19 protein-coding genes and 1 pseudogene are annotated in these 20,556 nt (G+C 70.3%); 5 read left to right on the top strand and 15 right to left on the bottom strand.

Annotated elements, in window-relative coordinates; genetic code table 11:
- Nucleotides 1–11: 11 nt before the first annotated feature.
- Together ACQP09_RS30435 and ACQP09_RS30430 are read right to left on the bottom strand one after the other, a co-directional pair.
- Complete coding sequence (locus ACQP09_RS30435; RefSeq protein ID WP_433405506.1) at nucleotides 12–1,295, bottom strand: aspartate aminotransferase family protein; 1,284 nt, start codon at nucleotides 1,293–1,295, stop codon at nucleotides 12–14.
- Nucleotides 1,292–2,134 (bottom strand): nitrilase-related carbon-nitrogen hydrolase, encoded by an 843-nt coding sequence (locus ACQP09_RS30430; RefSeq protein ID WP_433405503.1) that lies wholly within the window; start codon nucleotides 2,132–2,134, stop codon nucleotides 1,292–1,294. Before ACQP09_RS30430 ends, ACQP09_RS30435 begins: the two co-directional genes overlap by 4 nt.
- A 300-nt stretch (nucleotides 2,135–2,434) precedes the next feature.
- On the opposite strand from ACQP09_RS30430, the gene ACQP09_RS30425 reads away from it, so the two are divergent.
- Complete coding sequence (locus ACQP09_RS30425) at nucleotides 2,435–3,484, top strand: aldo/keto reductase (RefSeq protein ID WP_433405500.1); 1,050 nt, start codon at nucleotides 2,435–2,437, stop codon at nucleotides 3,482–3,484.
- A gap of 115 nt (nucleotides 3,485–3,599) precedes the next feature.
- Here ACQP09_RS30425 and ACQP09_RS30420 read toward each other — a convergent pair whose 3' ends face one another.
- The 3 genes from ACQP09_RS30420 to ACQP09_RS30410 form a co-directional block, all read right to left on the bottom strand.
- Nucleotides 3,600–5,060 (bottom strand): hypothetical protein, encoded by a 1,461-nt coding sequence (locus tag ACQP09_RS30420; protein WP_433406813.1) that lies wholly within the window; start codon nucleotides 5,058–5,060, stop codon nucleotides 3,600–3,602.
- 150 nt (nucleotides 5,061–5,210) lie between these two features.
- Nucleotides 5,211–5,591 (bottom strand): PPOX class F420-dependent oxidoreductase, encoded by a 381-nt coding sequence (locus ACQP09_RS30415; protein WP_432151367.1) that lies wholly within the window; start codon nucleotides 5,589–5,591, stop codon nucleotides 5,211–5,213.
- Nucleotides 5,592–5,619: 28 nt separating this feature from the next.
- The gene (locus ACQP09_RS30410; protein ID WP_356749306.1) at nucleotides 5,620–5,889 is read right to left on the bottom strand and encodes a helix-turn-helix domain-containing protein; all 270 of its coding nucleotides are present in this window, start codon (nucleotides 5,887–5,889) and stop codon (nucleotides 5,620–5,622) included.
- Between the two features lie 73 nt (nucleotides 5,890–5,962).
- Between ACQP09_RS30410 and map the strand changes: the two genes are divergently transcribed.
- Entirely contained in the window at nucleotides 5,963–6,730 is a 768-nt protein-coding gene (gene map, locus ACQP09_RS30405; RefSeq protein WP_433405496.1) for a type I methionyl aminopeptidase, read from the top strand.
- A 17-nt stretch (nucleotides 6,731–6,747) separates the two neighbouring features.
- Here the strand turns inward: map and ACQP09_RS30400 are convergent, their stop codons facing one another.
- Nucleotides 6,748–7,560, bottom strand: coding sequence for a glycoside hydrolase family 75 protein (locus tag ACQP09_RS30400; RefSeq protein ID WP_433405493.1), 813 nt, complete (start codon nucleotides 7,558–7,560; stop codon nucleotides 6,748–6,750).
- 161 nt (nucleotides 7,561–7,721) lie between these two features.
- The gene (ggt, locus tag ACQP09_RS30395) at nucleotides 7,722–9,539 is read right to left on the bottom strand and encodes a gamma-glutamyltransferase (protein ID WP_433405490.1); all 1,818 of its coding nucleotides are present in this window, start codon (nucleotides 9,537–9,539) and stop codon (nucleotides 7,722–7,724) included.
- 104 nt (nucleotides 9,540–9,643) lie between these two features.
- On the opposite strand from ggt, the pseudogene ACQP09_RS30390 reads away from it, so the two are divergent.
- Nucleotides 9,644–10,016: pseudogene (locus ACQP09_RS30390) on the top strand (hypothetical protein); the annotation flags it as partial.
- Between the two features lie 511 nt (nucleotides 10,017–10,527).
- Here ACQP09_RS30390 and ACQP09_RS30385 read toward each other — a convergent pair.
- The 4 genes from ACQP09_RS30385 to murJ form a co-directional block, all read right to left on the bottom strand.
- The gene (locus ACQP09_RS30385; protein WP_433405488.1) at nucleotides 10,528–10,986 is read right to left on the bottom strand and encodes an NUDIX hydrolase; all 459 of its coding nucleotides are present in this window, start codon (nucleotides 10,984–10,986) and stop codon (nucleotides 10,528–10,530) included.
- A 13-nt stretch (nucleotides 10,987–10,999) separates the two neighbouring features.
- Nucleotides 11,000–11,650, bottom strand: a complete 651-nt coding sequence (locus ACQP09_RS30380) for a class I SAM-dependent methyltransferase (RefSeq protein WP_433405485.1) — start codon at nucleotides 11,648–11,650, stop codon at nucleotides 11,000–11,002.
- A 293-nt stretch (nucleotides 11,651–11,943) separates the two neighbouring features.
- Entirely contained in the window at nucleotides 11,944–12,249 is a 306-nt protein-coding gene (locus ACQP09_RS30375; protein WP_433405482.1) for a hypothetical protein, read from the bottom strand.
- A 98-nt stretch (nucleotides 12,250–12,347) separates the two neighbouring features.
- On the bottom strand, nucleotides 12,348–14,000 hold the full coding sequence (gene murJ, locus ACQP09_RS30370) for a murein biosynthesis integral membrane protein MurJ (RefSeq protein ID WP_433405479.1): 1,653 nt from the start codon (nucleotides 13,998–14,000) through the stop codon (nucleotides 12,348–12,350).
- Nucleotides 14,001–14,323: 323 nt separating this feature from the next.
- Between murJ and ACQP09_RS30365 the strand changes: the two genes are divergently transcribed.
- Entirely contained in the window at nucleotides 14,324–15,520 is a 1,197-nt protein-coding gene (locus ACQP09_RS30365; RefSeq protein WP_433405476.1) for a L,D-transpeptidase, read from the top strand.
- A 137-nt stretch (nucleotides 15,521–15,657) separates the two neighbouring features.
- Complete coding sequence (locus ACQP09_RS30360) at nucleotides 15,658–17,268, top strand: CocE/NonD family hydrolase (protein WP_433405473.1); 1,611 nt, start codon at nucleotides 15,658–15,660, stop codon at nucleotides 17,266–17,268.
- A gap of 32 nt (nucleotides 17,269–17,300) precedes the next feature.
- Here ACQP09_RS30360 and ACQP09_RS30355 read toward each other — a convergent pair whose 3' ends face one another.
- Genes ACQP09_RS30355 through ACQP09_RS30340 form a run of 4 tightly spaced genes read right to left on the bottom strand, consistent with a single transcriptional unit; the run spans nucleotide 17,301 to nucleotide 20,514 of the window.
- The gene (locus ACQP09_RS30355) at nucleotides 17,301–18,170 is read right to left on the bottom strand and encodes an amino acid ABC transporter permease (RefSeq protein ID WP_433405470.1); all 870 of its coding nucleotides are present in this window, start codon (nucleotides 18,168–18,170) and stop codon (nucleotides 17,301–17,303) included.
- Nucleotides 18,167–18,811 (bottom strand): amino acid ABC transporter permease, encoded by a 645-nt coding sequence (locus ACQP09_RS30350; RefSeq protein ID WP_093686622.1) that lies wholly within the window; start codon nucleotides 18,809–18,811, stop codon nucleotides 18,167–18,169. Before ACQP09_RS30350 ends, ACQP09_RS30355 begins: the two co-directional genes overlap by 4 nt.
- A 16-nt stretch (nucleotides 18,812–18,827) precedes the next feature.
- Nucleotides 18,828–19,757, bottom strand: a complete 930-nt coding sequence (locus ACQP09_RS30345; RefSeq protein WP_433405466.1) for a glutamate ABC transporter substrate-binding protein — start codon at nucleotides 19,755–19,757, stop codon at nucleotides 18,828–18,830.
- 13 nt (nucleotides 19,758–19,770) lie between these two features.
- The gene (locus ACQP09_RS30340) at nucleotides 19,771–20,514 is read right to left on the bottom strand and encodes an amino acid ABC transporter ATP-binding protein (RefSeq protein WP_433405463.1); all 744 of its coding nucleotides are present in this window, start codon (nucleotides 20,512–20,514) and stop codon (nucleotides 19,771–19,773) included.
- Nucleotides 20,515–20,556 lie beyond the last annotated feature (42 nt).

Here is a 20,556-nt window from a genome sequence, read left to right as displayed (position 1 = left end):
GCGTGCGGTGGTCAGCCGGCGGCGCGCAGGGCTTCGGCCAGGACCGACGCGCCCTCCTCCGCCTCGGCGACCGTGAGGGTCAGGGGCGGGGCGATCCGCAGCACGCTGGTGTTGTGGCCGCCGCCCTTGCCGATGAGCAGCCCACCCGCGCGCGCCGCCTCCAGGACGGCCGTGGCCGCCTCCGGATCCGCCTCGTCCGTACCGGGTTTGACCAGCTCGATGCCGATCATCAGGCCCCGGCCGCGTACTTCGCGTACGGCGTCGGATCCGGCGGCGATCCCCCGCAGCCGCTCGATGAGGAGCCCGCCGACGCGCCGCGCGTTGCCTTGGAGGTCGTGCTCCAGGTGGTACGAGAGGTTGGCGAGACCGGCCGCCATGGTGACGGGTGAACCGCCGAACGTGGAGATGGAGTTGGCGTCCAGGCAGTTCATCACCTCCGCGCGGGCGACGACTCCGCCGATGGACATGCCGTTGCCGATGCCCTTGGCGAAGGTGAGGATGTCCGGCGGGCCGTGCTCGGCGTGCGCCTGCCAGCCCCAGAAGTGCTCACCGGTCCGCCCCCACCCGGTCTGCACCTCGTCCGAGATCCACAACACGCCGTGCCGGTCCAGGACTTCGCGGAACGCGGCGAACAGTCCGTCGGGCGGCGAGGTGAAGCCGCCGACGCCCTGGATCGGTTCCGCGATGAGCGCCGCGGCCTCCCGGGTGTGGCCGAGGAGGTCCTCCAGATCGGCGACGCACGCCCGGATGAACCGCTCGTCGCTCAACTCCGCGTACGGGCCACGGGATCGGACGCCTCCGTGGACGTACAGCGTCTGGAGCGGGGAGAGCGTCGTGGGCGACCAGGCGTGGTTGCCGGTGATGGAGACCGCGGAGAAGGAGCGGCCGTGGTAGCTGTTGCGCATCGCGAGGATCTGGTTGGACCTGCGGTACGCGGTGGCGAGCAGCAGCGCGGTGTCGTTCGCCTCGGTGCCCGAGGTGGTGAAGAAGACCCGGGCGTCGGGGATGCCGGAGAGGTGGGCGATCCGCTCGGCCAGCTCCACCATCGGGCGGTTGAGGTAGAGCGTGGAGGAGTGGATGATCCGCCCGGCCTGTTCGGCGACCGCCTTGGTGACCTCGGGCAGGGCGTGGGCGGTCATGGTGGTGAGGATGCCGCCGAAGAAGTCGAGGTAGCGGTTGCCGTCGGCGTCCCAGACGTACCGACCCTCGCCGTGGGTGAGTTCGATGGGGTGGCGGTAGTAGAGGGCCAGCCACTCGGGGCTGACGGCCAGGTGGCGTTCGTGCAGTCCGCTCACGGCTCCACCAGCCCGTCGTAGGCGTCGGGCCTGCGGTCCCGGTAGAAGGCCCACTGCCGGCGGACCTCCTCGATCAGACCGAAGTCCAGGTCGCGGACGACGAGTTCCTCCTCCTTGTCGCTGGCGACGTCTCCGACGAACTGGCCGCGCGGGTCGACGAAGTAGCTGGTGCCGTAGAAGTCGTTGTCGCCGTACTCCTCCTGGCCGACACGGTTGATCGCGGCGACGAAGTACTCGTTGGCGACGGCGGAGGCGGGCTGTTCCAGCTGCCAGAGGTGGCCGGAGAGGCCGCGCGAGGTGGCGGACGGGTTGTAGACCAACTGGGCCCCGTTGAGTCCGAGTTGGCGCCACCCTTCGGGGAAGTGCCGGTCGTAGCAGATGTAGACGCCGACCTTGCCGACAGCGGTGTCGAAGACCGGCCAGCCGATGTTGCCGGGCTTGAAGTAGTACTTCTCCCAGAACCCCTTGACCTGCGGGATGTGGTGCTTGCGGTACTTGCCGAGGTAGGAGCCGTCGGCGTCGATCACGGCGGCCGTGTTGTAGTAGAAGCCGGACTGCTCGACCTCGAAGACCGGGACGACGATGACCATGCCGGTCTCGCGGGCCAGATCCTGCATCCGGCGGACGGTGGGCCCGTCCGGGACCGGCTCGGCCCAGCGGTAGTGCTCGGGCTCCTGGACCTGGCAGAAGTAGGGGGCGTTGAACACCTCCTGGAACCCGATGATCTTCGCCCCCTGCCGGGCGGCCTCGCGCGCATGGTCCTCATGCTTGGCGATCATGGATTCGGTGTCGCCGGTCCAGGTCGCCTGGACGAGTGCGGCGCGTACGACGTGGGACATGAGCTGCTCCTTCGACGCGGCGTCAGAGAGCCTCTACGCGTTTTCTACGCACGTAGATCGGTGCATGGATGGAGAACGTAAGCCCCTCCGTCCGGCGGGGCAAGACCATCGCCGTGAACCGGCTGAGTCGATCATGTTTCGCACCCGAGCGGTCCACACCGGCCACGGTACGCATCATTCCGTGCCTGTGCGGCGCGTCACGCGGAACCGTGAGGGAGTTGCCCTGAAGTGCGCTCCAGCTCATAGCCTGCTGGCGTCTCCGGACGTCACCTTGCACCGGTCGAGCGAAAAGGATCCTTCATGCGCTGCACACTCTTCGGCAGGACCGGTCTGCGCGTCAGCGAGCTCGCGCTGGGCGCCATGACCCTGGGCCGCCACGAATCCGGCCACGCCGCCGTACGGGAGACCTCCGGCCGGATCCTCGACGCCTACCTGGAGGCCGGCGGCAATTTCCTGGACACGGCGGACATCTACGCGGGCGGCACCTCCGAGACGGTCCTGGGCGAGCTGCTGGGCGACCGCCGCGACGCGCTCGTCCTCGCCAGCAAGTACACCTGTGCGACCCGGCCCGGCGACGTCAACTCCGGTGGCAACCACCGCAAGAACCTGGTGCAGTCCGTGGAGGCGAGTCTCCGGCGGCTGCGCACCGACCGGCTCGATGTCCTCTGGGTGCACGCCCGGGACAACTTCACGCCGGTCGAGGAGGTCATGCGCGCGCTCGACGACCTGGTCCGGAGCGGCAAGGTGCTGTACGTCGGCGTGTCCGACTGGCCCGCCTGGGAGATCGCGCAGGCCAGTACGGTCGCCGAGCTCCGCGGCTGGACGCCGTTCACGGGGTCGCAGCTGCGGTACAGCCTGCTGGAGCGCACCCCGGAGCGCGAACTGCTGCCGCAGGCCCGCGCGTTCGACCAGGCCGTCTTCGCCTGGAGTCCGCTCGCCCGGGGCCGCCTCGCGGGTGGCCGGGAGCAGGAGGAGGCGGTGGCAGGCCGGCCGGACGAGGCGGAGCTGCGCGCGCGGGAGACCGTGCGGGCCGTCGTCGAGATCGCCCGGGACGGTGGCTGGAGCCCGGCCGCCGTGGCGCTGGCCTGGCTGCGCCGCCGCCCGGGCAACATCGTCCCGATCCTCGGCCCGTCCACCCCGGACCAGCTCACCGACGCCCTCGGCTGCCTGGAGGTGAAGCTGGACGTGGACGCCGTGGACCGGCTGGACACGGTGAGCAGGGTGCCGCTGGGCTTCCCGCACGATTTCCTGCAGGACGAGGCGGTACGCGAGACGGTGTACGGGGACCGCTGGACGGTCATCGAGGACCGGCGCTCGACGTACCGGCGGACGACGATGGGGATGCTCTGAGCGGGTGGCCGGGGGCGGGCCAGGCCTCCGAGCGGCGTGCGGCCGGGGGCGTGTTGGGCCCTCGCGTGGCGTGCGGCCGGGGGGTTCGGGCGTCATCCGGCGGCTCCCGGCCGCCTCACACCCCCGGCATACCCGCCACCCGTAGCGCGTGGACCAGGTCCCACTCCCGCTCCACGGACACCTCGCGGGCCGCCGCCAGCAGGTGGGGCAGCACGCGGTCCCCGCCGCCGCCCGCGAGTTCGGCCGCCTCCTGCGGCGTACGTACGCGGACGAAGGCGCCGAGCAACGCCCGCGCCTCGCCCTCGCGGCCCGCGCCGTCCAGCGCGAGAACGGCCTCGGCGACCTCGGCGGCGGGCCGGGCCACCCCCTGCCGGAGCAGCAGCCCGCAGTCCTCCTCCCGGCCCGCCGCGGCCAGCGCTCCCGCCGCCGCGGCGAAGGCGGCGGGCGGCAGCGAGGACGCCTCCCAGAGCAGGGTCGTCCAGTCGGCGGCGAGGCCGGCCCGGTACAGGGCGACCGCCAGCACCGGCAGCCGGGGCGCGGGCCAGGCCGCCACCTCGCAGAGCACCACGTGGGCCTCGCCGCTGCGCCCCTCCGCACGGAGCCGGACCAGCCGCGCGACGGCGGCGGCCACGGCCTCGCCCGCCCCCTGATCCGGCAGCTCGGCCGACGCGGGCGCCTGCGGCTCCGCCTCCTCCGCCACCCCGCCGCCGAAGCGAGCGCCCCGCGGAGCGGAGCCGCCCTCCGGCGCGGGCACGGGCAGGACGGGAACGGCCGAGGGCACGTACCCGGTCTCCTCCTCGTCGTCCACGTCGAGACCGGCGAACCGAGCACCACGCGGCTTCTTCCGCCGAGGAGCGGGATCCGGGGCGGAACCAGCGGCGGGCCCGCCGGAGCGGGACCAGGACCGGGACCGTCCGAGCGCTTCCGCACCCCCTGCCGCCGGAGCGGCCCCCGGCGCGAGGCCCTGCACCGGCTCCCGTACGAAGTCCTGCAACGGCTCCCGTACGAGCTCTGGCAAGGGCTCCCGTACAGGCTCCGGCGCCACCCCCCGTACACCCCCTCGCTCCGCCGACGCCCCGACACGCGGATGCGGAACCGTCACCGCCGCCAGCCGCCCCCGCAGCTCCGCGCACCGGGCCGCGGCGCGACGATGGTCGTCCTGGGCCCAGGCCAGCACCTCCGAGTCGGCAGGGCCCGCCCCCGCCACCTCGGCCGCACGCAGGCGCTCCGCCGCCCGGCCCTGCTCGCGGATCATCAACTCCAGCCGGTGCACCAGCTCCTGGCGTCCTCCCGGCCGGCGGTCGTGGGCGGCCGCGGCGGCGGAGTACAGCGCGGCGGCCCGTACCGACGCCTGCTCGGCGAAGTACGCGCCGTGGAGCGCGGCCAGGTCGGCGAGCAGCGACTCCACCACGTCCCAGGGCGGTATCTCCACGCCGTCGAGGCAGGAGCCCATGCCCTGCGGGTCGCGCCGGGTGAATACCCCGTACCACCCGCGTCCGGGGTCGAGCCGTGCGGTCAGTTCCCGTAGGTAGTGCGCGAACGTGCCTACATCCACTGCTTGCTGATGCACCGTCACCACCATCGCCGCCCTCGCCGACCGTCGACTGGAGCCTTCCAGTCCGCAGGCATTCGACCGCAGGTGTGTTACGGGGCGGCTACGCGCAGCTTTCGTCCGCGCTGCGGCGGGTGCACGGCGCCGGCCGGCGTGCGCCCCCGGGGGCCACCGTCAGAAAGTAACGGCGATCCCGGTGTGCGGGCGCTTGCCGAGGCGGGCGACGGTGGCGGGCCAGTCGACGAGCCAGAACTTCCAGGTGTACTTGCGGGCCAGCAGCTTGCGCACCGCGCGGGTCTCGTCCGCGTCGAGGAGACGCCCGGTACCCTCGGCGCTCGGGGCGCCTTCGGCGATCCGGCCGCGTACGTCGCAGACGGTGACGGCGACCCGGGTGTCGTTCCGGAGCCGCTTGACCTTCCATGAGTCGGAGCGGGTCCACACGTACAGCACCTCGCCCTCGGCGGCCGCCCATACGGGCGTGGCGACGGGCGTGCCGTTCTTGCGGTAGGTGGTCAGGCTGACGTATTCGCTGCGCGCGAAGTCCTGGAGAGTCACGGACGCGACCCTACGCACCGCACACCCGTCACGCGATCAGGGGTACGACGGCGGGCTCGGCGGCACAGCGGCCGAGCAGCTCGTCCATGGAGAGGCCGAGCGCTCCGGCGAGCGCGGCGACCGTGAAGAAGGCGGGGGTCGGGGCACGGCCGGTCTCGATCTTGCGGAGGGTCTCGGCGGAGATTCCGGCGCTCGCCGCGACGGCGACCATGCTGCGCTCCCCGCGCGCCTCGCGGAGCAAGCGGCCGAGCCGTTCGCCGCGGAGGCGCTCTTCGGGGGTGAGAGGAGTGCGGACCATGAGGCCACTCTACTACGGTCCACCATTCTTATACCGTCATTACTATACCGCTTCGACCGGTATAGTAATGGGCATGGTGCACATCAAGACAGACACATCCATCGAAGCCATGCGGGAGTCCGGACGCGTCGTCGCGCGAATCCTGGCCCGCGCCCAGGAGGTCGCGGCGATCGGCGTGACGCCGCGCGAGCTGGACGAGGCGGCGCGCGAGGTGCTGCGCGAAGCCGGAGCCTCCTCGCCGTTCCTGAACTACCAGCCGCACTTCGCGCCGACCCCGTTCCCGGCCGTCATCTGCGTCTCCGTCAACGACGCCGTCGTCCACGGCATCCCGTCGGCCGAGCCCCTGCGCGACGGGGACCTGGTCAGCGTGGACGCGGGCGCGACCCTCGGCGGCTGGGCGGGCGACGCGGCGGTCAGCTTCACCGTCGGCACGGCCCGTCCCGCCGACACCGAGCTGATCGACGCGGCCACCACCGCGCTGGAGGCGGGCATCGCGGCGGCCGTCGTCGGCAACCGGATCGGCGACATCGCCCACGCCATCGGCACCGTCTGCCGCAAGGCGGGCTACGGCATCCTCGACGGGCACGGCGGCCACGGCATCGGCCGTTCGATGCACGAGGACCCCTCTGTGCCGAACGAGGGACGGCCGGGACGCGGCATGCCGCTGCGCCACGGGATGGTCCTCGCGATCGAGCCCATGCTGCTCGCCGGCGGCCTCGACGACTTCCGCCACGACCCGGACGGCTGGACGCTCCGGACGACCGACGGCAGCCGGGCCGCGCACGCCGAGCACACGGTGGCCATCACGGACGCCGGCCCGCGCGTCCTCACCGCCCTCTGACCGCCCGGCCGGAGTCCTCAGCGTCCGACGAACGCCCTCGCCAGCTCCTCGCCCCGGCTCTCCGCCGTGGCGCGGCTCTCGATCGGTGAGATGCGGGAGTCCTTGAACGCGATGTACGTGACGCCGGACGCGGCACCTCCGGTCGTCGGGTGCGGGTCGATGGACAGCTCCTTCGCCAGCGCGTACGAGCCCTCGCCGATGATCCCGGCGGGTCCGGTGTCACCGATGACGGCGTACCGCACCTGGCCCCGGTGGATCACGGCGACGACGCTGCCGCCGGTCAGCCCGGACTTCCGGTAGTCCCAGATCCGGCCCGGCGCCGGCACCACCACGAACGGCAGCCGGGCCGAGTCCAGCGGTTTGCCGCGCGAGGTCGTGAACGCGGTCTGCGGCTGGAAGTACGGGTCGGTCCGCGTGTTGCAGGCCTTGGTCTTCCGGCCGTCGCAGTCGATGTCCATGTCCGCCTTCCAGAACACGGCGTCCGTGGTGGCGCAGACCGGGACGGTGGCCTTGGCGCGGTTGGCGTCCGTACGGTATTTGCCTCGTGAGATCTGCCGGCAGGAGCGGACCTCGGCGAGCAGCTCCTCCGCACTCACCGGAAGATCCGCGCTCGCCCGAAGACGCGTGCTCGCCCGAAGATCGGCGCTCGCCCGAAGGTCCGCGCTCACCGGCGCGTCCGCGAGGCCTCCCGGCGCGGGACCCACCCGGGTGTCCGGCGGTGCGTCAGGTACGGACACGTCGGCGGTGGCGGGCAGGGCCGCCGGGCCGAGCAGGGCGGCGCCGCAGACGGCGGAGGTGGCGGCGGTCAGAGCGAACGTTCGGGTGCGCATCGTGGGGGACGGCCCTTCCAGTCGACCGGAGGGACCCGTACGGCTCCTCCTCGGCTGCCGGCTCGGGATCTCCGGCTCTCCCCTCCCCCGGCGGCGGGCCCGGCCGTACGCGCACACACCGCGTACGGCCGGCCCCGCCGCCCCTGCTGCATGAGGCCGGGTCAGCTCCTGCCGCCCGGCTGCACCACCATGGCCGAGCCACCGCCGCGCCGCACCTTTTCCGCCGCCGCCAGCCAGCGGCCGTCGGGGAGCCGCTGTACGCCGGTGGCGGCGCCGATCTCCGGGTTCTGCCGGAAGGCGTGGCCGAGCGCTTCGAGCTCACCGCGGACCGGGCTGTTCCACAGGTCCGGCTCGATCTCGGTGGTGGCCGCGTTCCGCTGGCTGGCGCGGGGTGCGGCGATCGCGTCGACGAGCGGGAGCCCGCGGTCGAGATGACCGGTCAGGGACTGGAGCACGGTGGTGATAATCGTGGCGCCGCCCGGAGAGCCCAGGGCGAGGAGCGGCTTGCCGTCCTTGAGCACGATGGTCGGGGACATGGACGAGCGGGGCCGCTTGGCCGGGCCCGGCAGGTTCGGGTCGTGGACGGCCGGGTTGGCCGGGGCGAAGGAGAAGTCGGTCAGCTCGTTGTTGAGGAGGAAGCCGCGGCCGGGCACCGTGATGCCGCTGCCGCCGGTGGACTCGATCGTCAGGGTGTAGGAGACGACGTTGCCCCACTTGTCGGCCGTCGTCAGGTGCGTGGTGTTCTCGCCCTCGAACGTCGTCGGCGCCGCCGTACCACCGCTCCCGCACCGCGCCGGGTTTCGTGGGTCACCGGGCGCCACCGGGCTGGTCAGCACCGCGTCGTCCCTGATCAGGCACCCGCGCGCGTCGGCGAACCGCTGGCTGAGCAGCTCCTTCGTGGGCACGTCCTCGAAGGCCGGGTCGCCGACCCAGCGGCCCCGGTCGGCGAAGGCGATGCGGCTCGCCTCGATGAGCCGGTGGAGGTAGCGGGTCTGGCTCGCCCGCGAGAGGTCGGTGCGCTCCAGCATGTTGAGCGCCTGGCCCACGGTCGTACCGCCGGACGAGGACGGCGCCATGCCGTACACGTCCAGGCCCCGGTAGCCGACCTTCGTCGGGTTCTGCTGGAGCGTGCGGTAGGAGGAGAGGTCCTTGCGGGTGAGGTCGCCGGGGCGGACGGTGCGGGTGGCCTCCGGGTCGACCGGTGGCTTGCGGACCGTACGGACGACGTCGTCCGCCAACTCACCCCGGTACAGCTCCCCGACGCCCTTGCGGCCGAGCTTCTCGTACGTACGGGCCAGGTCGGGGTTCTTGAACACCGAGCCGACGACGGGCAGTTCACCGCCGGGCAGGAACAGCTTCGCGGAGGCCGGGAAGTCGGCGAACCGGGCCTGGTTGGAGGCCGTCTGCGAGCGGAAGGTTCCGTCCACCACGAAGCCGTCCCGGGCTAGGCGTTCGGCCGGTTTCAGCAGCGTACGAAGGGACTTGGAGCCCCAGGTGTCGAGTGCGCGCTCCCAGGTGGCGGGGGTGCCGGGGGTGCCGACGCCGAGGCCGCTGGTGACGCCTTCCTCGAACGGGATGGGCTTGCCGTTCTCCAGGAAGAGGGAGGCGTCGGCGCTGCGGGGTGCGGTCTCGCGGCCGTCGATCGTGCGGATGGTGCGCTTCTTGGCGTCGTAGTGGACGAAGTAGCCTCCGCCGCCGATGCCCGCCGAGTACGGCTCGGTCACGCCGAGCGCGGCGGCGGTCGCCACGGCCGCGTCCACCGCGTTGCCGCCCTGGCGCAGCACCTCGATCCCGACCGCCGACGCGTCCCGGTCGACACTGGCCACCGCTCCCCCGTACCCCACCGCCACCGGGGACTTGGGCGGGGCCGGTGGCTTGTGGGCGGGCTGCGCGGAGCCCGCGGGGGCGGCGGCCCCGAGCGAGGCGACCACGGCGAGAGCGGCCACTATCGACATGTTCCGGCCGACGGAACGGCGCATACGAACCTCCAGTCAACGGATCTCCGCGCAGGCTAGCCCGCGGGCACCCGGATCGTCAGGACCGCCTCGAACGGTTACCCGAATGACCGATAACATGCCCGGCCATGACGGACGACGTGCGCAACATCGTGCTGGGCGTGATAGCCGCCGGAATCAGCGGATCGCTGGGCTGGCTGGCCCGTACCTACCTCCTGCGGCGCAAGCTCCGCCGTAAGCAGGCGTTCTTCGGACTCCCGGCCCACTCCGAGTGCCTGCTGGTCGTCAACCGGTACGCGGGCGCCGAAGGCTCTGTGCACCGGTACGACGTGTTCGCGCTGCTGGAGCTCTCCGCGCTGATCAAGGACTGCGCCGCCAACGCGCAGATCGTCACGCACGACGTGGCGCAGCAGGGGCTTCGGGGAGCGTACGGAGTTCTGCGTCGGCGGCCCGACCTCCAACGGTCATGTTCCGCAGCACCGACTATGGACTCTATGGCCAGCGGCTTCAGGCTTGCTCGTATCTCAACCCGAGACGGCTTTGTCCAGCAAAGCTTCGACCAGTATGCGCCGGTCGATGGCTGACCGGGAGCCACCCATCAGGGGTTCGATTCGCCGCCATGCCTCCTCCGTCAGAACGGGAACGAGTCGCCCCTCCCGAATGAACCACTCCCGAATCGCGCAGGCTACGCCCTTACGGCGCGGCGCACAGCTAACGACCTTGGCCTGAAGGCCCGCTATGCTCATCAGCTCCGCTGTCCCGTCCCGATTGTTGCTGCATCAGGACCCGGCTCTGAGCTGCGGGATGAAGAAACGTGTTGGTCTGTGCGGCCCGGATCTGCGCAGGTTGACTTTGCATTTCTGGGTTGGTTGTAACTTCAGCCGGATGTGGACTCCATCGATGGCCAGGGAGCGTTGCGTCGAACGGCTGGCGGCCGCCCCCTGGCCTCGCGAGGTCCGCCGAGGAGACGCGGGTGATTCTCGACATCGCAGCCCGGCGGCGCGCGGATATGTCAGACGTGGGTGGCTTCGAAGAGTGAGAGGACCTCCGTTCCTTCATGGACGCGGAGCGTCACGGAAGCCCTGGCTGTGAGGGCGTCTTCAAGGCGCGGTCGATAGAGGGGGTGCAGTCGCGTGAGAGCATCCTCCACGTCCGTCCACTCGGCGGCACTGGATTCCGCTGTTGGGCGAGGCTCCCCCGACACGGCTGTCGCGATGAAGATGCCTGCGAGGATTTCCCGGCTCGGATGCTGGTAGACACCCACCGGGCCGTGGACTTTGACGTGGACCCCGGTCTCCTCGTAAGTCTCGCGAGTGGCGGCATCATGGAATGCCTCGCCCGGATCCACCAAGCCGCCGGGCAGCTCCCAGCGTTCCGGGGAGCGGCGGCGCGCAATAAGGACACGTCCCACGTCGTTGAACGCAACGCAGGTGGCCCCCAGGGCGTATCTTCTCGGCGGCTGAGAGACCATGTGTGTCCGGCTGCTACTCACTTCCCAGCCCTGCCTTCATGTTGTGAAAAACCAAAAAATATCTCCAGAAGAGGAGGCGCCGAATCTGCATGCCTGGAAGATATGCCGCACTGCCTTCTCGGATCTCCGCAAGCGACATCGAAGGGGGTGTCACAGGTACTGAAGGAGACTGCGTGACCCGATCGGCACGGCTTCCTGACCAGCTCTCTCGGAAGAACACCGCAGCACGCCAAATAGCGTTCACAGGGACGGCCAGAAGGCTTACGGCGTGGTCCCATAGCGTCGCTTCTCGGTAGCAGCCGAGGATCACCAGGACGCCGTTCGCGGTGAGCGATGCGCGCAGCTTCTGCACTGCCTTAAAGGGGACGTGGTGGATGCTGGCCAAGCATGCGATGTAGTCGTACGTGTCCGGTTTCAAGGTCAGGCGTGTGATATCTGCCCGCTCGAAGCGGATCTGCCCGGGTAGATCGAGAGTAGAATTCTTCTCTCGTGCGGCGGTGATGACCTGATTATCTACGTCAATGGCATCTACTTCGATTCCTCGAAGCGCTAGTTTCTGTGCAAACCTCCCTGTGCCGCAGCCCACCTCGAGGGCCCTTCGGCATGATTCGGGGAGTTCACGAAGTAACAGGTCATGGTAATGATCGTTGTGGTTGAACGGCATGGCGTCATCATGACACGGGCTCGTCCAAGGAGTTCGACCCCGCATGACGGGCCTCGCGTTGCAAGCGGCGGACTGCCTGGCGGTGCAGCACGAGGGCGGCCACGGTCAGCCAGCCGGCGCCTCGTACCACTCGGGCGGGTTTTTTCTTGAACTTTCGCCCAGTCCCGGGGCTTACGACGCTCCGCCGGACGGCAGTCCATCACAACCGCCGTGCCGTCGTCGCAGCGCGCGAAGAAGTCCGGAGCATGAGAGACACTCCTGCCCGTCTCCGACCGCCAGAACAGCCAGAACGGCTATGAGGAGATCCCCACCACCGACGGATCGAAGTCCAGCAGCATCACATGATCGCGCTCCAGCCAGGACTCGTACCCGATGTGCCCGCCCACAGTCGACGACCACCACAGTCCCGGGAAGTTCCGCTGGCCGCCCCTGTACGAAGCGAACGTGCGCACCGGCGCCGCATCCTCGAATCGCACCGCCCACGCATCCGCCAGCGGACGCCGGAACTCCGACCCGCCCGGATCTAGGTACGCGACCTCGAACCCCTCCACCGGCGGCCCCGCCACCCCACCCGACAACAGCTCCAACGCAGGCAGCACGACTTCCCCCTCATCCCCCGATGCAAGGCAACGCTGACCTATGCAAAATCACGTGCAATGTGGTGCTGACTTGTGCAAGATCCAAAACTACAGGACAATCAGCGCCGCAGCCGGGCCCGGCCGCTGTCCACCATCGCGGTGATCTCGCCGATCCTCAGCGGCCGGGCCAGCAGCACCACCGTGAGCAGCAGCGCTAGCGTCCCGGCCCCGGCGGCCGCCACGTCGCCCGCGCCCTCGGCCGCCCGGGCGGCCCCGTAGGCGAGCGCACCAGCGGGCAGGCAGGCGACGATCAGCTTGAGGTGGGCGCCGAGCGTGGGCGAGCGCAGCAAGGACCCGGTCCCGGTGGCCGAGACCCGACGGGAGAGGACGTACCCGGTGACGGCGAAGCCGATGACGAAGGCCACCGTGCTGGCTCCGGCCATCCCGGTCACGGCCCAGCGGACGGGCAGCAGCCAGTAAGCGGCCGCCGAGAGCCCGGCGTTGACGGCGGCGACCACGAGGTTGAGCAGGAAGGGCGTGCGGGTGTCGCTCATCGCGTAGAAGCCGCGCGAGAGGACGTACTGCCCGGAGAAGGCGATGAGCCCGGGGGCGAAGGCCATCATGATTCCGGCCATCACGGTGATGTCGGCGTCGGTGGTGCGCCCGTACCCGAGGACCGAGCCGATCACCCAGGGTGCGAGGACCAGGAACGCGGTGGCGGCGGGCACGATGACGGCGGCGCTGGTCCGCAGCGCGTACGCGACGTCGCGCCGCACCCCGGCGAGGTCCCCGTCGGCCGCCGCGCGGCTCATCCGGGGCATCAGCGCGGTGACGAGGGAGACGGTGATGATGCCCTGCGGGACGACCCAGAGCTGGTAGGCGTAGCTGTACGCGGTGTAGCCCGCGCCGCCCGCCACGTCCTGCTCGAAGGCCTGCTGGCCGGCGGTGGTGGAGAGCCGGGTGACGACCCAGTACGCGAGCTGGTTGGTGAGCACCAGCAGCACGAGCCAGCCGGCCGAGCGCATCGGCCGGGTCAGCCCGCTGCCGCGCCAGTCGAACCGGGGCCGCCAGCGGAATTTCGCGGCCCGCAGCGCGGGGATCAGCGCGAGCGTCTGCACGGCGATCCCGGCGGTGGTGCCCCAGCCGAGGAGGTGGGCGTGCGCGTCGGAGAGGGTGCCGTCGGAGGTGGCGGCGACGGCGATGTAGAGGCCGAACACCCCGACGATCACGATGTTGTTGAGGACCGGTGTCCACATCATTGCGCCGAACCGGCCGCGGGCGTTGAGGACTTGGCCGAGCAGCGTGAAGAGCCCGTAGAAGAGGATCTGCGGCAGGCAGTAGCGGGCCAGCGCGATCGTCAACTCGGCCTGGCGGCCGTCGTAGTCGGTGTAGAGGCCGACGATCAGCGGAGCCGCCGCCACGGCGAGCGCGGTGAGGGCGAGGAGACCGACGGTGCACACGGTGAGCAGCCGGTCGGTGTACGCGGCGCCTCCGTCGGCGTGCTCCTTGGCGGCGCGGACCAGTTCGGGGACGAAGACGGCGTTGAGGGCGCCGCCGATGAGGAGGATGTAGAGGATGTTGGGGACGGTGTTGGCGACCGTGTAGCCGTCGGCGGTCAGGCCGGTGCCGAGTGCGGCGACGACGACGGCCGAGCGGACGAACCCGGTGGCGCGGGAGACGACGGAGCCCGCCGCCATCACGGCCCCGCTGCGCAGGACGGAGGCGGACCGGGCCGGGGGTATCGCGGGCTCGGTACCGGCTTCTTCGGGCACGACGGAACCGTCGGGCGTCACTGCGGACTCCCCCGACCTGCCGGACTCCCCTGACCCGCTGGACTCCCCTGACCCAGCGGACCCACCGGACCCACCGGCCCCTTCCGCCTCCTCGGGCTCGACGATTCTGCCCACTGGTCTCTCCCGCGCTCCGAGGTACTGGCCGACGGTGGAGGGTACTCCGCAGGGTCCCCCGCCGGTCCGGTGGGGGCACGGCCGAACCCGACATGGGGGAAGCCGAACCCGACATGGGGGAAACGGAACCCGTCAGGGGGGAAATCGCCTCTCCTCTGTCGAGCCCTGCAGCCCTGGAGGTTTTTCCGTTGAGTTCCGCACGCCCGCGCATCCACCGTCGTACCGCCCTGACCACCGTCCCGGCGGCGCTGCTCGCCGCCGCGCTGACGGCCTGTTCGGGCGGTGGCGCGTCCGGCTCCGCCGCCCAGGAGGGCGGGGACGGCAAGGCGGCGCCCGAGACCAGCATCTCCGTGAACCTCCAGGGCAAGGCGGCGGCCCCGGGTGAACCGGTGAAGGTCACGCTGGCGCACGGGAAGCTGAAGACGGTGTCGGTGACGGCGGACAAGGGCGGCGCGCTGGCCGGGAAGATATCCGCCGACGGCCGGAGCTGGATATCGGAACGGGTCGCCGCGCCGGGCACCGCGTACACGGTCGCGGCGCAGGACGCGGACGGCGGCAGCGACCGGGCGACGTTCACGACCACCGAGGCGGAGAAGGTCAACAAGCTGTCGCTCGCGCCGGGCAAGGACACCACGGTCGGCATCGCCCAGCCGCTCTCGATCGTCTTCGACCACCCGGTGAAGAACAAGGCGGCGGTGGAGAAGGGGCTGAAGGTGTCGACGTCCAACAGCACCGAGGGCTCCTGGGGCTGGCTGCAGGACCACTCGGGCAAGGACCGCATCGACTGGCGGCCCAAGGAGTACTGGAAGCCCGGCACGAAGGTCACTCTGGCCGCCGAGCTGAACGGCATCGACACGGGCGCGGACGGCGGCTGGTTCGTCCGTGACTACGCCACCACCTTCACCATCGGCGCGGCCCAGGTCGTCAAGGTCGACCTCGACGGACACCGTCTCACTCTGCACCGCGACGGCAAGCAGGTGCTCCAGGCCCCGATGTCGGCCGGCACGCCGGGCGGCAAGAAGGCGTCCTGGCGCGGCACGGCCGTCCTGATGTCGAAGGAGGGCACGATCAACATGAACTCCGAGACCGTGGGGCTCGGCGACGCCTACGACAAGATGGTCGACTTCTCGATGCGGCTGACCTGGTCCGGGATGTACGCGCACGCCGCGCCGTGGAACGCGCCCTACTTCGGCAACGCCAACCGCAGCTCGGGCTGTCTCGGGATGAGCGACGCCGACGCCTCCGCGCTCTACGGGCAGGTGCGGGTCGGCGACCCGTTCGAGATCACCGGCGCCGAGGCCAAGGGCACGGTCGCCGAGGGCAACGGGTACGGCGCGTGGAACGTGTCCTGGACCGACTGGCAGGCGAAGAGCGCGCTGAAGTGACGCCCCGGCACCCGGACCTCTACTGACACGGCGTCCAACAATCGTTACCTTCACGCAACACACCCGGTAGTTACCAGCGGTAAACAACCGGGGTTACCGTCGGGTCACTTTGCACTGACACGCGTGAGGAGTGACCCGTGGTACGTCCGAAACCGGCACTGCGCACCACTGCTTCGATCACCACCGCCGCCGTCCTGCTGACCGGAGCCGCCCTCGGCGCGGCTCCGGCGGCGGGAGCAGCGCCCGCAACCGCCCCCGCGAGCGCCGCCTCCGCGCCGGGCCTGACGTTCCACGACATCCCCGGCTCCGGCGGCATCACGCTCAAGGGCAATGTGTTCAGGCCGGCCGGAGCGTCGGCCGGGGCTCCGGCCGAAGCGAAACACCCCCTCATCGTCTTCCCGACCAGCTGGGCCATGCCGCAGATCGAGTATCTGGCGCAGGCCCAGAAGCTCGCCGACTCCGGTTACGTGGTGGTGAGTTACACCTCGCGCGGCTTCTGGCTCTCCGGCGGGAAGATCGAGGTGGCGGGTCCGCCGGACATCGCGGACGCCTCCGCCGTCATCGACTGGGCGCTGGCGAACACCTCGGCCGACCCGGACCGGATCGGCATGGGCGGGGTCTCGTACGGCGCCGGCATCAGCCTGCTGGCCGCCGGGCACGACCCGCGGATCAAGGCGGTGGCCGCGCTCAGCGGCTGGGCCGACCTGATCGACTCGATCTACAGCGGCCGGACCCAGCACCTCCAGGCCGCCGCCCTGCTCGGCGGTGCCGGGCTGATCACCGGCCGCCCCAGCGACGAACTCTCGCAGACGCTGAAGGACTTCCTCGGCTCGAAGCTGGACAAGGAACCGGAGATGATCGCCTGGGGCGCCAAGCGCTCCCCCGCGACCTACCTCGACCGGATCAACACCAACGGCGCCGCCATCATGATGGGCAACGCCTGGGGCGACACGATCTTCCCGCCCAACCAGTACGCCTCGCTCTACGAGAAGCTCACCGGCCCCAAGCGCCTGGAGTTCCGTCCCGGCGACCACGCCACCGCCGAACTCACCGGCCTGTTCGGGCTGCCCAACGACACCTGGACGAGCACCCGCCGCTGGTTCGACCGCTACCTCAAGGGCGAGCGCAACGGCATCGACACCGAGCAGCCGGTCCAGCTCAAGTCCCGTACCGACAAGGGGTACGAGGGCTACGCGGACTGGAAGTCGGTGGGTGCGGCGAAGAACCGCATCGCGCTCGACGGCACGAAGAAGGTGTGGGCCAACGTCGACTCGGGCGCCAACGGCGGTGTCACGCTGCTCTCCAACGCGCTGGACCAGTTCCTGAAGCTGCCGCCGGCCGTCTCCGTACCGCTTCTGCCGCGCACCTTCGCGAGCGTCTGGCAGTCGGAGAGGTACGGCTCCGAGCAGCGGATCCGGGGCACGGCGAAGCTGCACACCACGGTCACCAGCACGAAGACGAGCGGCACCTTCGTCGCGTACCTCTACGACGTCGGCCCGCTCGGCGTGGGCAAGCTGGTCAGCAACGCCCCGTACACCTTCCACGACCGGACGGCGGGCCGGCCGTTCGCCGTCGACCTGGAGCTGTTCTCCACGGCCTACGACGTCCCGGCCGGTCACCGGCTCGCCCTGGTGATCGACACCGTCGATCCGCTGTACATCGAGCACAACCCGACCGGCGCGCAGCTGACCTTCTCCTCGCCCGCCTCGGACCCGAGTCATCTCTCGGTCCCGCTGCGCGAGAAGTGATCACCGACTGCTGCCGGGCGGGACATGCTCGGCTACTGACCTCCCGGCAGCAGCTTCCCCGGCTCGGCCGGAGCCACCCCCACCGCCTCCGTCTTCGGATTGCGCCGCTGCCGCCGCGCCACCCAGGTGGCGAACCACGAGAGCAGCATGCACAGACCGATGTAGATCGGAGAGATCACCATCACGACGGGGATGAAGGGAAGATCGTAGTCGAGATTCGACGCGATCAGCTTCCCGGCGTGGAGGAATTCCTCGTAGGTGATCAGGTAACCCAGTGAGGTGTCCTTGAGCGCGACCACCAGCTGACTGATGATGGTCGGCAGCATCGCGCGTACCGCCTGCGGAGCCAGGACGAACGTCGTGACCTGCGTCTTGCGCATCCCGAGGGCGTACGCGGCCTCGCGCTGGCCGCGGTCCACGGAGTTGATCCCGGTCCGGAAGACCTCCGCGAGGACCGAGCCGTTGTAGAGGGTCAGCCCGGCGACCAGCGCGGGCAGCGCGTGGACCTTCAGCGCCACGAAGATGAAGAAGATCATCACGAGCACCGGCATGGCCCGGAAGAACTCGACCAGCAGCGTGGCGATCCAGCGCACCGGGCGGTGCACCGAGAGCCGGCCGACCGCCAGGACCGCGCCGAGGGCGAGGGAGAGGACGGCGGCGTACGCGAACGCCTTGAGCGTGTTGCCGAGTCCGCGCAGCAGCAGTTCCTGGATGCCCTTGTACGCGAAGGGGCGCCACTTCTCGGCGGTGAACTGGTCGGTGTCGAAGAGGAGATAGACGATCCAGCCGACGAGGGCGAGGATCACGGCCGTCGAGACGATCCCGTACAGCAGATGCCGTCTACGGGTCTGCGGGCCCGGGATGTCGTAGAGCGCGGTGGCGGTCGGGGCGGAGTGGGTCATCGTGCGACTCCCCAGCGCTTCTCCATCACGTTGAAGAGCGCACTGATGGTGAGGGTGATGATCAGGTAGCCGACGGCGATCCAGATGAACGTCCAGATGATGCTGTAGCCCAGCTCGTTGAGCGTCCGGTAGGTGCCGAGCAGCTCGGTGACGCTGAACGCGCCGGCGATCGCGGAGTTCTTGGCCAGCGCGATCAGGGTGGAGCCGACGGGCGGGATCACCGAGCGGAAGGCCTGCGGCAGGACGACCTCGCTCAGGGTCTGGCCGAAGGTCATGCCGAGGCTGCGCGCCGCCTCGCCCTGGCCGGTCGGCACGGTGTTGATGCCGGAGCGCAGCACCTCGCAGATGAAGGCGGAGGTGTAGCAGCCGAGCGCCAGGACGGCGAAGAGCTGGAAGGGCAGTACGAGGCCGAAGCGGGGCAGACCGAGGAGGACCGCGAAGAACAGCAGCGTCAGCGGCGTGTTCCGCAGCACCGTCACCCAAACCGTGCCCAGCACCCGCAGCGACCCGACGGGCGCGACGCGGAAGGAGGCCATGACGAAGCCGAGCGCGAGAGCGAGGGCCGAGGAGTAGACGGTCAGCTCGACGGTGCCGAGGAAGCCCTTGCCGTAGAGGGAGAAGTTGTCTGTCAGTACGTCCATGGGTGGCGCCGTCCCCTCAGTTCGCCGGGTAGCGGTCGATCGGCGGCGGGGTCGGCGCGGGCACTCCGGAGAGCCCCAGCGTCGCTTCGAACGCCTTCTTCCAGTTGCCGTTCTTCTCGTCGGCCTCCAGCGCGTCGTTGAGCGCGGCCCGCAGCGCGTTGTCGGCGCGCGGTACCCCGATGCCGTACGGCTCCTCCGAGAAGGGCTTGCCGACGACCTTCATCTCGTCGGGCGCCTTGGCCGCGAAGCCGAGCAGGATGGCGTCGTCGGTGGTGACGGCGTCGACCTGGAAGGTCAGCAGGTTGTCGACACAGATCGAGTACGTGTCGTAGGCGACGAGGACCGCCTTGGGGTAGTCCTCGGCGATGCGCTGGTACGGCGTGGAGCCGGCGGCCGAACAGACCGTCTTGCCGTCCAGGTCCTGCGGCCCGTCGATGTCGTTCTCGTCGGTGCGCACCAGCAGCCCCTGGCCCGCCATGTAGTAGGGGCCGGCGAAACCGACGAGCTTCTTGCGCATGTCGTTGATGGTGTAGGTGCCGACGTAGTAGTCGATCTGCCCGTTCTGGAGGGCGGTCTCCCGGTTGGCGGAGGCGATCGTCCGGAAGCGGATGGTGTCGGGTTCGAAGCCGAGCGAGGCCGACATCATCCGGGCGATCTCGATGTCGAAGCCGGAGAAGACGCCGCTGGCCGGGTCCTTCTCGCCGAGGTAGGGCTGGTCCTCCTTGGCGCCGACGATCAGATAGCCGCGCCGCTCGGCCTTCCGCCAGGTGGGCGATGCGGGCAGGTCGAAGTTCTGGTTCACCCGGTAGACGGGCAGCGCCTCGGGCTTCGGGCCCTTCACCGGCGGGCTGCCGTCCTTGCCGCAGGCCGCGGCGAGGACGGAGAGCAGGAGACAGAGCGCGAGGGCCGCACGGCGGCCCCTGCGGTCACTGGTGGTACGCGACACGAGAAGCCTCCCGTCAGTGCTTGAGGATCTTGGACAGGAAGTCCCTGGCGCGGTCGCTCTCCGGGGCGGTGAAGAAGTCCTCCGGGGTGCGGTCCTCGACGACGCGGCCGTCGGCCATGAAGACGACGCGGTTGGCGGCGGACCGGGCGAAGCCCATCTCGTGGGTGACCACGACCATGGTCATGCCGTCCCGGGCGAGCTGCTGCATGACCTCCAGCACCTCGTTGATCATCTCCGGGTCGAGCGCCGAGGTCGGCTCGTCGAAGAGGAGTGCCTTGGGGTCCATGGCCAGGGCGCGGGCGATCGCCACGCGCTGCTGCTGGCCGCCGGAGAGCTGGGCCGGGAACTTGTCGGCGTGGGCGGCGAGGCCGACCCGCTCCAGCAGTTCCCGGGAGCGCCGGTCGGCCTCCTCCTTCTTGCGCTTGCGGACCTTGAGCTGGGCCAGGGAGACATTGGCCAGCACGGTCTTGTGGGCGAAGAGGTTGAACGACTGGAAGACCATGCCGACTTCGGCGCGGAGCTGGGCCAGGCCCTTGCCCTCCTCGGGGAGGGGCCGGCCGTCGATCAGGATGGAGCCGGACTCGATCGTCTCCAGCCGGTTGACCGCCCGGCAGAGGGTGGATTTGCCGGAGCCGGAGGGGCCGATGACCACCACCACCTCCCCGCGGCCGACGGTGAGATTGATGTCCTGAAGTACGTGCAACTCTCCGAAGTGTTTGTTGACGTCCCTCAGTTCGATCAACGGATCGACGGCCATGCGCTGCCCTACCCACTTGTCGCTGTGTCGAGGTCAGCGCAA

The organism is Streptomyces sp. CA-146814 (assembly GCF_050942385.1).
Lineage (GTDB): Bacteria > Actinomycetota > Actinomycetes > Streptomycetales > Streptomycetaceae > Streptomyces.
This window is presented reverse-complemented; position numbering and strand designations above follow the sequence as displayed.